11 protein-coding genes are annotated in these 12,810 nt (G+C 71.9%); all 11 read left to right on the plus strand.

Annotated elements, in window-relative coordinates:
- Positions 1-3: 3 nt before the first annotated feature.
- The 11 genes from FM125_RS01125 to metK all read left to right on the plus strand — a co-directional run bounded on the left by FM125_RS01125 (position 4) and on the right by metK (position 12,731).
- Positions 4-981, plus strand: coding sequence for an aspartate carbamoyltransferase catalytic subunit (locus FM125_RS01125; protein ID WP_087133376.1), 978 nt, complete (start codon positions 4-6; stop codon positions 979-981).
- 2 nt (positions 982-983) lie between these two features.
- Complete coding sequence (locus FM125_RS01130) at positions 984-2,345, plus strand: dihydroorotase (protein ID WP_067189472.1); 1,362 nt, start codon at positions 984-986, stop codon at positions 2,343-2,345.
- The gene (locus FM125_RS01135) at positions 2,342-2,977 is read left to right on the plus strand and encodes a PH-like domain-containing protein (protein WP_227718811.1); all 636 of its coding nucleotides are present in this window, start codon (positions 2,342-2,344) and stop codon (positions 2,975-2,977) included. The genes FM125_RS01130 and FM125_RS01135 overlap by 4 nt, the downstream gene beginning before the upstream one ends.
- On the plus strand, positions 2,974-4,158 hold the full coding sequence (carA, locus tag FM125_RS01140; RefSeq protein ID WP_087133377.1) for a glutamine-hydrolyzing carbamoyl-phosphate synthase small subunit: 1,185 nt from the start codon (positions 2,974-2,976) through the stop codon (positions 4,156-4,158). Before FM125_RS01135 ends, carA begins: the two co-directional genes overlap by 4 nt.
- A gap of 3 nt (positions 4,159-4,161) precedes the next feature.
- Positions 4,162-7,488, plus strand: a complete 3,327-nt coding sequence (gene carB / locus FM125_RS01145) for a carbamoyl-phosphate synthase large subunit (protein WP_087133378.1) — start codon at positions 4,162-4,164, stop codon at positions 7,486-7,488.
- On the plus strand, positions 7,485-8,450 hold the full coding sequence (pyrF, locus tag FM125_RS01150) for an orotidine-5'-phosphate decarboxylase (RefSeq protein ID WP_087133379.1): 966 nt from the start codon (positions 7,485-7,487) through the stop codon (positions 8,448-8,450). Before carB ends, pyrF begins: the two co-directional genes overlap by 4 nt.
- Before the next feature lie 144 nt (positions 8,451-8,594).
- On the plus strand, positions 8,595-8,909 hold the full coding sequence (mihF, locus tag FM125_RS01155; protein WP_087133380.1) for an integration host factor, actinobacterial type: 315 nt from the start codon (positions 8,595-8,597) through the stop codon (positions 8,907-8,909).
- 95 nt (positions 8,910-9,004) lie between these two features.
- On the plus strand, positions 9,005-9,622 hold the full coding sequence (gene gmk, locus FM125_RS01160) for a guanylate kinase (RefSeq protein WP_087133392.1): 618 nt from the start codon (positions 9,005-9,007) through the stop codon (positions 9,620-9,622).
- A gap of 89 nt (positions 9,623-9,711) precedes the next feature.
- Entirely contained in the window at positions 9,712-10,095 is a 384-nt protein-coding gene (gene rpoZ / locus FM125_RS01165; RefSeq protein WP_087133381.1) for a DNA-directed RNA polymerase subunit omega, read from the plus strand.
- Positions 10,096-10,099: 4 nt separating this feature from the next.
- Positions 10,100-11,443, plus strand: a complete 1,344-nt coding sequence (locus FM125_RS01170; protein WP_087133382.1) for a bifunctional phosphopantothenoylcysteine decarboxylase/phosphopantothenate synthase — start codon at positions 10,100-10,102, stop codon at positions 11,441-11,443.
- Between the two features lie 31 nt (positions 11,444-11,474).
- On the plus strand, positions 11,475-12,731 hold the full coding sequence (gene metK / locus FM125_RS01175) for a methionine adenosyltransferase (protein WP_087133383.1): 1,257 nt from the start codon (positions 11,475-11,477) through the stop codon (positions 12,729-12,731).
- Positions 12,732-12,810: the final 79 nt, after the last annotated feature.

The following is a 12,810-nucleotide window of genomic DNA, read 5'->3' on the forward strand; positions in this document are numbered from 1 at the left end:
GCCGTGCGCCACCTGCTCTCCACCGTGGACCTCAGCCACGAGGACGCCCTGGCCATCCTGGACACCGCCGAGGAGATGGCGGCCGTCAACGAGCGCGAGGTCAAGAAGCTTCCGTCCCTGCGCGGCCGCACCGTGGTGAACCTCTTCCTCGAGGACTCCACCCGCACCCGCATCTCCTTCGAGGCCGCCGCCAAACGCCTCTCCGCGGACGTCATCAACTTCTCCGCGAAGGGCTCCTCGGTGTCCAAGGGCGAGTCCCTGAAGGACACCGTGCAGACCCTGGCCGCGATCGGCGCGGACGCGATCGTCATGCGCCACTGGTCCTCCGGCGCCGCCCAGCAGCTCGCCGAGTCCGGCTGGGTGGACGCCGCCGTGGTCAACGCCGGCGACGGCACCCACGCCCATCCGACCCAGGCCCTCCTGGACGCCTTCACCCTGCGCCGCCGCCTCGCCGGCTCGCGCGGGGTGGACTCCACCGGCACGGATCTGACCGGCATGCGCGTGGTGATCGTGGGGGACATCCTCCACTCCCGCGTCGCCCGCTCCAACGTCTGGCTGCTGCACACCCTCGGCGCGGACGTGGTGGTCGCCGCCCCGCCGACCCTGCTTCCGGTGGGTGTGGGCAGCTGGCCCTGCCGTGTCACCTACTCCCTCGACGAGGCCCTCGCCGAGCGGCCGGACGCCGTCATGATGCTGCGCGTCCAGGCGGAGCGCATGGGCGGTGCCTTCTTCCCGTCCGCAGGGGAGTACACCCGCTCCTGGGGTCTGACGGCAGAGCGGTTCGCCCTGCTGGACTCCCGTGGCGGACAGGTGCTGCAGCAGCCCGTGGTGATGCACCCCGGCCCGATGAACCGGGGCCTGGAGATCTGCGACGCCGCCGCGGACTCGCCGCACAACACCGTCCTCGAGCAGGTGGCCAACGGCGTCTCCATCCGCATGGCCGTCCTGCACCTCGTCCTGAACAACGACCCGGAGGCCTGAGCATGACCGCCACCACCACCGACGCCCCCGTCCTGCTGCGCGGCGCCACCCTCCCGAACGGCGGGAGCGCCGATGTGCTCGTCGCCGACGGCCGCGTGGCCGCCGTGGACTCCTGCGCCGCCGACCAGTCCCGGGACGTCGAGACGATCGACTGCGCCGGCCTGGTCCTGCTGCCGGGCCTCGTCGACCTGCACACCCACCTGCGCCAGCCCGGCAAGGAGGACGCGGAGACCGTGGAGACCGGCACCCGCGCCGCCGCCATGGGCGGCTTCACCTCCGTCCACGCCATGGCGAACTCCACCCCGACCGCGGACACCGCCGGCGTGGTGGAACAGGTCTGGCGCCTCGGCCGCGCCTCCGGCTGGTGCGACGTGCACCCGGTCGGCGCCGTCACGGTCGGGCTCGCCGGCCAGTCCCTGGCCGACCTCGGTGCCATGGCGGACTCCCAGGCGAAGGTGCGCATGTTCTCCGACGACGGCATGTGCGTGCACGACGCCGTGCTGATGCGCCGCGCGCTCGAGTACGTGAAGGCCTTCGGCGGCTTCGTGGCACAGCACGCCCAGGAGCCGACGCTCACCGCCGGTGCCCAGATGAACGAGTCCGAGCTCTCCGGCGTCCTCGGCCTGGCCGGCTGGCCCGCCGTCGCCGAGGAGGCGATCATCGCCCGCGACGTGCTGCTCGCCCAGCATGTGGAGTCCCGTCTGCACATCTGCCATGTGTCCACGGCCGGCTCCGTGGAGATCATCCGCTGGGCCAAGGAGCGCGGCATCGACGTCACCGCCGAGGTCACCCCGCACCACCTGCTGCTCACCGAGGAGCTCGTCCGTTCCTACAACCCGGTGTTCAAGGTCAACCCGCCGCTGCGCCGTGACGAGGACGTGCACGCCCTGCGGGCCGCGCTGGCGGACGGCACCATCGACACCGTGGGCACCGACCACGCCCCGCACACCGCCGAGACGAAGCAGTGCGAGTGGACCGTGGCGGCCATGGGCATGACCGGGCTCGAGACCGCCCTGCCCGTGGTGCAGGAGGCCATGGTGGAGACCGGCCTGATGGACTGGGCCGGCGTCGCCCGCGTCATGTCCGCGACCCCGGCGCGCATCGCCGGCCTGGAGGACCAGGGCAACGTGGAGGAGGACGGCACCCCGGTCGTCGGCTCCGTGGCCAACCTGCTCCTCTGGGACCCGGCCGTGCGCTGCGTCGTGGACCCCGCCACGCACACCACCAAGTCCCGCAACAGCCCCTATGAGGGCCGCGAACTGCCCGGCCGCACGGTGCACACCTTCTACCGCGGCCGCCGCGTGGTGGCCGACGGCGTCCTCGCGGAGCCGTTCCGCCACGCCCCGGTGGAGGAGGCCCGGTGAGCCCGACGACCCTCGCGGCCGGCCAGGCCGTGCTGCTGGCCTCGGGCGTGCGCCCCGTGCCGCCGGCCTCCCCGCTCAAGGACTACTCCGAGCACTACGTCTCGATCATCGCCTGGACCCTCGGGGTCATCGTCGTCCTGGTCGGACTGCTCCTGTGGGGGTGGACCGCACGCAAGCGCCGCCAGTCGGGCATCGCCGCTCCGGAAGCCGTGCCCGCCGCACTCTACGAGGTCGAGCCCGCCGCCGGAGCCCAGGGCATGTACGTGGGCACGGTGCTGGGTCAGGACCGCCTCGACCGCGTCGCCGCCCATGACCTCGGCATCCGCTCCGACGCGCGCCTGGAGGTGCACACCCTCGGAGAGCACGCCGGCGCTGTGGTGCTCCGCCCGCGGGTGGAGAACGTGTTCGTGCCCGCCGCCGCGCTCCGCGAGTGCGGCACCACCGGCGGCATGGTCGGCAAGTTCGTCGAACCGGACGGACTGGTCGCCTTCACCTGGGACCTCGGGGGCACCGAGGTCACCACCGCCTTCCGACCCCGCGACCCGCAGGACCGCCACGCCCTGCTGGACGCCCTGCAGACCATCATCGACCGCACCGCCACCACCGGTGCCGCACAGGAGGACGCCCGATGAGCCCCACCACCGACCCCGCGCTGCTCGTGCTCGAGGACGGCACAGTCCATCGCGGCCGCGCCTACGGCGCCCGCGGCGCCACCCTGGGAGAGGCCGTGTTCACCACCGGCATGACCGGTTACCAGGAGACCCTGACCGACCCGTCCTACGCCGGCCAGATCGTGGTGCAGACCGCACCGCACATCGGCAACACCGGCGTCAATGCGCAGGACAGGGAATCCCGCGCGATCTGGGTCGCCGGCTACGTCGTCCGCGACGCCGCCCGCCGCCCCTCGAACTGGCGCTCCGAGCGCTCCCTCGACGAGGAGCTGAAGGCACAGGGCATCGTCGGCATCCAGGACGTGGACACCCGCGCGATCACGCGCACCCTCCGGACCGAGGGCTCCATGAAGGCCGGCGTGTTCTCCGGCGAGCAGGCCGAGCGCCCGGTCGCCGAGCTGCTGGAACAGGTCCGCTCCCAGCCGTCCATGAAGGGCCAGTCCCTCGCCGAGACCGTCTCCGCCGCCGAGGCCTACGTCGTGCCCCCGGCCGAGCACGGCTGGGCCGGCGAGCCGGTCGCCCGCATCGCGGCCCTCGACCTGGGCATGAAGGCGGCCACGCCGCGCCACCTCGCCGCCCGGGGCGTCGAGGTGCACGTGCTGCCGGCCACCGCCGACTTCGCGGCCATCCAGGCCGTGGACCCGGACGGGGTGTTCCTCTCGAACGGTCCGGGTGACCCGGCCACCGCGGACCGCCAGGTTCAGACACTCCGCGAGGTCCTGGATGCCGGCCTGCCGTTCTTCGGCATCTGCTTCGGCAACCAGATCTTCGGCCGCGCCCTGGGCTTCGGCACCTACAAGCTGCCGTTCGGCCACCGCGGCCCGAACCAGCCGGTCATGGTCAAGGAGACCGGCCGCGTCGAGATCACCTCCCAGAACCACGGCTTCGCCGTGGACGCCCCGCGCGGCGAGGCCGTCGAGGCCCCCGAGTCCCGCTACGGCCGCGTGGAGGTCTCCCACTGGTCGCTCAACGACGACGTCGTGGAGGGGCTGCGCCTGCTGGACCGCCCGGCCTTCTCCGTCCAGTTCCACCCCGAGGCCACCGCCGGTCCGCGCGACTCGCTCGGCCTGTTCGACCGCTTCGTCGCCCTGCTCACCGAGCACCGCGACTCCCGTTCCGCCCGCACCGCCGAAGGAGCCTGACCCATGCCCAAGCGCACCGACCTGAACTCCGTCCTGGTCATCGGCTCCGGACCGATCGTCATCGGCCAGGCGGCCGAGTTCGACTACTCCGGCACCCAGGCCATCCGCGTGCTCAAGGAGGAGGGCGTCCGCGTCGTCCTCGTGAACTCGAACCCGGCGACGATCATGACCGACCCGGAGCTGGCCGACGCCACCTACGTCGAGCCGATCACCCCTGAGGTGGTCGCGAAGATCATCGAGAAGGAGCGCCCGGACGCGGTGCTGCCGACCCTCGGCGGGCAGACCGCCCTCAACACGGCCATCGCCCTGGACAAGGACGGCGTGCTGGAGAAGTTCGGCGTCGAGCTCATCGGCGCGAACATCGACGCCATCGAACTGGGAGAGAACCGCGAGAAGTTCAAGGGCGTGGTGGAGCGCTCCGGGGGCGAGTCCGCCCGCTCCGCGATCGTCCACACCATGGGCGAGGCCCTTCAGGCCGTGAAGGAGCTCGGCTACCCGGTGGTGGTCCGCCCGTCCTTCACCATGGGCGGCCTCGGCTCCGGCATGGCCTACGACGAGGCCGACCTGCACCGGATCTGCGGCGCAGGCCTGCAGTACTCGCCGACCTCCGAGGTGCTCCTGGAGGAGTCCATCCTCGGCTGGAAGGAGTACGAGCTCGAGATGATGCGCGACCGCAACGACAACGTCGTGGTGGTCTGCTCCATCGAGAACGTGGACCCGGTGGGCGTGCACACCGGCGACTCCATCACCGTCGCCCCGGCGATGACCCTGACCGACCGCGAATACCAGAGGCTCCGCGACATCGCGATCAACGTGATCCGCGAGGTCGGGGTGGACACCGGCGGCTGCAACATCCAGTTCGCGGTGAACCCGGAGGACGGCCGCGTGGTGGTCATCGAGATGAACCCGCGCGTCTCCCGCTCGTCCGCCCTGGCCTCGAAGGCGACCGGCTTCGCGATCGCCAAGATCGCCACGAAGCTCGCCCTGGGCTACACCATGGACGAGATCCCGAACGACATCACCCGCAAGACCCCGGCCTCCTTCGAACCCGTGCTCGACTACGTGGTGGTGAAGGTTCCGCGCTTCGCGTTCGAGAAGTTCCCGGCCGCGGATCCGACCCTGACCACCACCATGAAGTCGGTGGGCGAGGCCATGGCGATCGGCCGCAACTTCACCGAGGCCCTGCAGAAGGCGCTGCGCTCCCTGGAGCAGAAGGGCACCGAGCTGTCGTTCGATCAGGAGGCGGACCCGCACGCCCTGCTGGCCGCCGCCCGCACCGCGACCACCGAGCGCCTGGCCCAGACCCAGCAGGCCCTCTACGCCGGGGCCACCCTGGAGCAGGCGTTCGAGGCCACCGCGATCGATCCGTGGTTCCTGGACCAGTTCATGCTGATCAACGAGATCGCGGACGAGGTCCGCACGGCCGACCAGCTCACCGCGCAGCTGCTGCACCGCGCCAAGCGCCACGGCTTCTCCGACGCCCAGATCGGTCAGCTGCGGCACATGGACCCGGCCGTGGTCCGCGGCGTCCGCCACGCCCTCGGCGTCCGCCCGGTCTACAAGACCGTGGACACCTGCGCCGCCGAGTTCGAGGCCTTCACCCCGTACCGCTACTCCAGCTATGACCTGGAGACCGAGGTGGAGCCCCACGAGTCCAAGTCCGTGATCATCCTCGGCTCCGGTCCGAACCGGATCGGCCAGGGCATCGAGTTCGACTACTCCTGCGTGCACGCCACCATGGCCCTGCGGGAAGCCGGCTACGAGACCGTCATGGTCAACTGCAACCCGGAGACGGTGTCCACGGACTACGACATCTCGGACCGCCTGTACTTCGAGCCGCTCACCCTCGAGGACGTCCTCGAGGTCATCGCGGCCGAGGAGGCCTCCGGCGGCGTGCTGGGCGTCTTCGTGCAGCTCGGCGGCCAGACCCCGCTGAAGCTGGCCCAGGAGCTCGCGGACGCCGGCGTGCCGATCCTCGGCACCTCGCCGGAGGCGATCGACCTGGCCGAGCACCGCGGCGAGTTCGCCCGCGTGCTGGACAACGCGGGTCTGATCGCCCCGAAGAACGGCACCGCCGTGTCCTTCGAGGACGCCAAGCGCGTGGCCGACGCGATCGGCTACCCGGTCCTGGTGCGCCCGTCCTACGTGCTGGGCGGCCGTGGCATGGAGATCGTGTACACCGAGGAGGCGCTGGCCTCCTACGTGGAGCACGCCACCGAGATCACCCCGGACCAGCCGATGCTGGTGGACCGCTTCCTCGAGGACGCGATCGAGATCGACGTGGACGCCCTCTACGACGGCAGCGAGCTGTACCTCGGCGGCATCATGGAGCACATCGAGGAGGCCGGCATCCACTCCGGCGACTCCGCCTGCGTGCTCCCGCCGGTGACCCTCGGCCCGGACGTGCTGGATCGCGTGCGCACCGCCACGGAGCAGATCGCCGCCGGTGTGGGCGTGCGCGGCCTGATCAACATCCAGTTCGCCCTCGCCTCGGATGTGCTGTACGTGATCGAGGCGAACCCGCGCGCCTCCCGCACCGTGCCGTTCGTCTCCAAGGCGACCGGCGTGCAGCTGGCCAAGGCGGCCGCGCTGATCGGCGTGGGCCGCACCATCGCCGATCTGCGCGCTGCCGGCGTGCTGCCGTCCCGCTACGACGGCGGCACCCTGCCGATCGGCGCGCCGGTGGCGGTCAAGGAGGCCGTGCTGCCGTTCACCCGCTTCCGCACCGCGGAGGGCCGCGTGGTCGACTCGCTGCTGGGCCCGGAGATGCGCTCGACGGGCGAGGTCATGGGCATCGACAAGCACTTCGACACCGCGTTCGCCAAGTCCCAGTCCGCCGCCGGCGGCCCGCTGCCCACCTCGGGGCGCGTGTTCGTGTCGGTCGCGAATCGGGACAAGCGCACCCTCGTGGGCCAGGCCAAGCGCCTCGTCGACCTCGGCTTCCAGGTGGTCTCCACCGGCGGCACCGCCGAGGTGCTGCGGCGCAACGGCATCCCCGCGGAGGTCGTGGCGAAGATCGCCGACGCCGGGCACGAGGACGGCGCGGGCACCGTGCTGGAGCAGCTGCACGCCGGCACCGTCGATCTCGTGCTGAACACGCCCTCCGGCGGCGACGCCCGCACCGACGGCTACGAGATCCGTGCCGCGGCCACCTCGCTCGGCGTGCCGGTGATCACGACCACGGCCGAGTTCGGGGCCTGCCTGCAGGCGATCGAGGCCCAGCGCCAGTTCGAGTGGTCCGTGACCTCCCTGCAGGAGCACGAGGCGCGTCTGCAGGCCGCGCTGGACGATCAGGCCGGGGAGCGCACCGCCACAGAGGCTCGGTCATGACCGCGGAGGCGACCGGGCGCGTCGGCACCGCCGGGCGGGTCCCGTTCGGGGCCCGCCTGGCGGCGGCCATGGAGTCCGTCGGTCCGCTCTGCCTGGGCATCGACCCGCACCCGGGCCTGCTGAAGGACTGGGGGCTCGACGACACGGCGGCCGGCCTCGAGGCGTTCTCCCTGACCGCGTTGGAGGCTGCGGCCGGAGGCGGTTCCCCGCTGGTGGCCGCACTGAAGCCGCAGGTGGCGCTCTACGAGCGCCACGGTTCTGCCGGCATGGCCGCGCTGGAACGGCTGCTCGCCGAGGCCCGGGAGGCCGGGATCCTCACCATTGCGGACGCCAAGCGCGGGGACATCGGCTCGACCATGGCCGGCTATGCCGCCGCCTGGCTCGCCGACGGCTCTGCGCTGGCCGCCGACGCTGTGACCCTGAGCCCGTTCCTGGGCTTCGAGTCGCTGCGTCCGGCCCTGGACCTGGCGGCGGAAACCGGCCGCGGCGTCTTCGTCCTGGCGCTCACCTCGAACCCGGAGGGCGCCTCCGTCCAGCACGTGGGGCACGATGACGGCTCGGCCGCCCCGTCTGCATCCCCCGCCTCGGCGGGCTCCCGGCCCGCAGAGGCCGCGCGGGGGGCCGCAGGCGGCAGCGTGGCGGCCCGGATCGTTGCCGCCGCGGCCGCGGAGAACGCGCTCAGGGCAGGCGGGGACCGTCTGGGCCCGGTCGGCCTGGTGGTCGGCGCGACGGTCGCGGACCGGGCCCGTGAGCTCGGCATCGACCTGTCCGCCGTGCGCGGTGCCCTGCTGGCACCGGGCTACGGGGCGCAGGGCGCGACGGCCGAGGGCATGCGCAGCGGCTTCGCCGACGCGTGGCCTGCCGTGCTGGCGACGAGCTCCCGGGGCATCCTGAGGGCCGGGCCGACCGTCGCCGGGCTGGCGGAGGCACTCCGCACGAACCTGTCTGACCTTCAGGGATGACATGCACAGGCGGCGGTGCGTGACGGTCCGTGTCCCCGGTGATACTTTTTCGCATCGACATCGGTCTGATGTCTGACCTGAACTACAGTGGCTCTCAGGTTCCGCAAGAACCTGCCACAGCCACAGCATCGAGAGAGGTTTTCCATGGCACTGCGCGAACTCAGCGTGGAAGAGCGGGCCGAGGCCAGGCAGAAGGCGCTGCGTGCCCGCCAGCAGCGCGCGGAGCTGAAGAGCGATTTCGCTGCGGGCAGGGTCTGTCTGCAGGAGGTCTTCGTCCGGGCGGACGAGGATCCGGCCGTCGGACGCCTGCGCACGGTCGACCTGATCCAGGCCCTGCCGGGCGTCGGTGAGATCCGGGCCCGGCGAGTGATGGAGGTCTGCGGCATCTCCCCGGTGCGCCGCCTCAGGGGCGTCGGCCGTCGCCAGCGGGAGGCCCTCATCGCCTACATCGGCCGCTGAGCCGGACGCTCCCTCACCGTCGGGGCAGGGGAGCGGCAACCGCGGCGACCGGCCGCAACGCCACGAAGGAGCACACCGTGACCGAGAACCCGTCCATGGGCCCGCCGCCCGCCGTCCCGGGCGCACGGCCGAGCCGCAAGGATCCGCTGACCGGCCCCGGAGTGACCGTGCTGGCCGGCCCCACCGCCGTGGGCAAGGGCACCGTCTCCGCCTACATCCGGGACAACTACCCTCAGGTGTGGCTCTCGGTGTCCGCCACCACCCGTGACGCCCGGCCGGGCGAGGAGGAGGGCGTCCACTACTTCTTCGTCACGGCGGACGAGTTCGACGACCTCGTCGCGCGGGACCAGATGCTCGAGTGGGCGGTGGTCCACGGGGTGCACCGCTACGGCACCCGCCGGGACAGAGTGCAGGAGGCGGTGGACGCCGGCCGGCACGTGCTGCTGGAGATCGACCTCCAGGGCGCACGCCAGGTGCGGGAGGCGATGCCGGAGGCGACCTTCGTGTTCCTGTCCCCGCCGAGCTGGGACGAGCTGGTCAGCCGCCTGACGGGCCGCGGCACGGAGTCGGCGGAGGAACAGCGCCGCCGCCTCGAAACCGCTAGACTGGAGCTCGCCGCCGAGCCGGAGTTCGACGCCGTCGTGGTCAACGACCGCGTCGAGAGCGCCGCCAAGGAGCTGGTCCGCCTGATGGGACTGGACCCGCGCGCCTGAGGGCCCCGCCCTGACAGGACCGCCCCGGCTCGCCCCGAAGACCCCATGCGCCCCGCGCGCATCCACGCCACGCAACGACTGGAGAATCCGTGACCGATCAGTACGCCGGCATCGTCAACCCGCCCCTCGACTCCCTGCTGGAGCGGGTCGACTCCAAGTACGCCCTGGTGCTCTTCGCTGCGAAGCGCGCCCGTCAGATCAACGCCTACTACTCCCAGCTGCACGAGGGCCTGTTCGAGTACGTCGGCCCGCTGGTGGACACCGAGCTGAACGAGAAGCCGCTCTCCATCGCCCTGCGCGAGATCGAGTCGGACCTGCTGGTCTCCCGCGAGGCCACCGAGGAGGCCGCCGCCGTGGACTTCGCCGCCGAGGAGTTCGGTGACTTCACCCTCCCCGGTGAGGAGGACCCGTTCGGCGCCGCCGAGGACCTCGAGACCGCCGAGGAGTCCTCCGAGGACTCCGAGAACGCCTGATCCCATGCGGATCGTCCTCGGCGTCGGCGGTGGGATCGCCGCGTACAAGTCGGCCTCACTGCTGCGCCTCATGACGGAGGCGGGACATGAGGTCACCGTGGTGCCCACCGTCCATGCCGAGGAGTTCGTCGGCCGCGCCACCTGGGAAGCGCTCTCCGGCCACCCGGTGAGCACCGACACCTTCGACGACGTCGACCAGGTCCGTCACGTCCGCCTCGGACGCGAGGCCGAGCTGGTCGTCGTCGCACCGGCCACCGCGGACCTGCTGGCACGCACCGCCGTCGGCATGGCACCGGACCTGCTGGGCAACGTGCTGCTGACCGCCACCTGCCCGGTCCTGGTGGCCCCGGCGATGCACACGGAGATGTGGCTGCACCCGGCCACCCAGGAGAACGTCGCCGTCCTGCGCCGCCGCGGCGTCACCGTGCTGGAACCGGCCGTCGGCCGGCTGACCGGCAAGGACTCCGGCCCCGGTCGCCTGCCCGAGCCGGAGGACATCTGGGCCGCAGCCCAGGCCCTCGCCGCGGACGCCCCCGCCTTCTCCCGCGGCCGTGCCGTCACCCAGGAGGGCGCGACGACGGCACCGGCGTCCGCCATCTCCGTCGCCACGTCGGACCCCACCGTTCCCGACGCCCCAGGGTCCCTGGGCATCCCAGGCGACCGACCGTCGTCGGGACCCCTGAGCGGGCGTCGTGTGGTGATCACCGGCGGCGGCACCCGGGAACCGCTGGACCCGGTGCGCTACCTGGGCAACCGGTCCTCCGGCAAGCAGGCCGTGGCCATCGCCGAGCAGGCCCTCGCCGCCGGTGCCGACGTCACCCTGATCGCCGCCGCCATGACCGCACAGCCACCGGCCGGCGCCGAGCTCGTGGACGTGGAGTCCACGCAGGAGCTGCTCGAGGCCGTGCTGGAGCATGCCCCGGGCGCGGACGTGCTGGTCATGGCCGCCGCCGTGGCGGACTTCCGGCCGGTGGACGTGGCCGAGACCAAGATCAAGAAGGGCGAAGACGACTCCTCGCCGACCCTCGTGCTGGAGCGCACCCCGGACGTGCTGGCCACCGCGGTGGCCGAGCGCGCCGCGGGCGCGGACATGCCGGGGCTGATCGTCGGCTTCGCCGCGGAGACCGGGGACGGCGAGTCCTCCGTGCTCGAGTACGCGCAGGCCAAGCTCGCCCGCAAGGGCTGCGAGATGCTCGTGGTGAACGACGTCGGCGCCGGCAGGGTCTTCGGCAGGGACGAGACCGAGGTGACCGTGCTCTTCGCCGACGGTCGCGAGCCGGTCTCCCGCGCGGGGGACAAGACGGATGCCGCACGGCTCGTCGTGGAGCAGATGACGCTCGCGCTCTAGCGCGTCCTCAGCGGACACTAGAATCGTCCGCATGACCGATTCGACCTCCACCACGTCTGCTCACGCCCCCTACCGCGGAGTCGGCGGCGGCGACCTGCGCCTGTTCACGTCCGAGTCTGTGACCGCCGGTCATCCGGACAAGATCTGCGACCAGATCTCAGACGCCATCCTGGACGCCCTGCTCGCGGCGGACCCGTCCGCCAAGGTCGCCGTGGAGACGCTGACCACCACGGGACTGGTGCAGGTGGCCGGAGAGGTCAACACCAGCGCCTACGTCGAGATCCCGCAGATCGTCCGCAAGACGATCCTGGACATCGGCTACGACTCCTCGGCCAACGGCTTCGACGGCGCCCAGTGCGGAGTCAACATCTCCATCGGCCAGCAGTCCTCGGATATCCACACCGGCGTCATGACCTCGCTTGAGACCCGAGAGTACGGCTCCGCGGACGCCGTGGACGTGCAGGGCGCCGGGGACCAGGGCATCATGTTCGGCTACGCCACCAACGAGACGCCGACGCTCATGCCGATGCCCATCTATCTGGCCCACCGGCTCTCCGCACGGCTGACCGAGGTGCGCACGATGGTGGACTCGCCCATGCCCTACCTGCTGCCGGACGGCAAGACGCAGGTGACCATCGGCTACGACGCGCACCACCGCCCGAAGACCATCGAGGCCGTCGTGGTCTCCACCCAGCACCATGACGTGGTGGACCAGCCGACCCTGCGCCGGGACGTGGAGCAGCACGTGGTGCGTCCGGTCATCGAGGCCGCGGGACTGGACGTCTCTGCGACCCGCATCATCATCAACCCCGGCGGCAAGTTCGTCATCGGCGGTCCCGTCGGCGACGCCGGCCTCACCGGCCGCAAGATCATCGTGGACACCTACGGCGGCATGGCACGCCACGGCGGCGGCGCCTTCTCCGGCAAGGACCCGTCCAAGGTGGACCGCTCCGCCGCCTACGCCATGCGCTGGGTGGCCAAGAACGTGGTGGCCGCAGGCCTGGCGGACCGCGCCGAGTTCCAGGTCGCCTACGCCATCGGATCCGCCCGCCCGGTGGGCCTGTACGTGGACACCTTCGGCACCAACACGGTCCCGGAGGCGACGATCATCGACGCCGTGAACGAGGTCTTCGACCTGCGCCCGCTGGCGATCGTGAACGAGCTGAACCTGCTGCGGCCGATCTACCGCAAGACCGCCACCAACGGCCACTTCGGCCGTGAGGACGCGGACTTCACCTGGGAGCGCCTGGACCGCGTGGACCGGCTGCGCGCCGCCGCCGGCCTCTGACGGGAGCCCGCCATCAGCGAGGCCCTGTTCGCCCTGCCCGACCCTCCGGAGCGCAGCGCGCTGCCGGAGTCCGCCGAGG

It is taken from the genome of Micrococcus lylae, from assembly GCF_900163825.1.
Lineage (GTDB): Bacteria > Actinomycetota > Actinomycetes > Actinomycetales > Micrococcaceae > Micrococcus > Micrococcus lylae.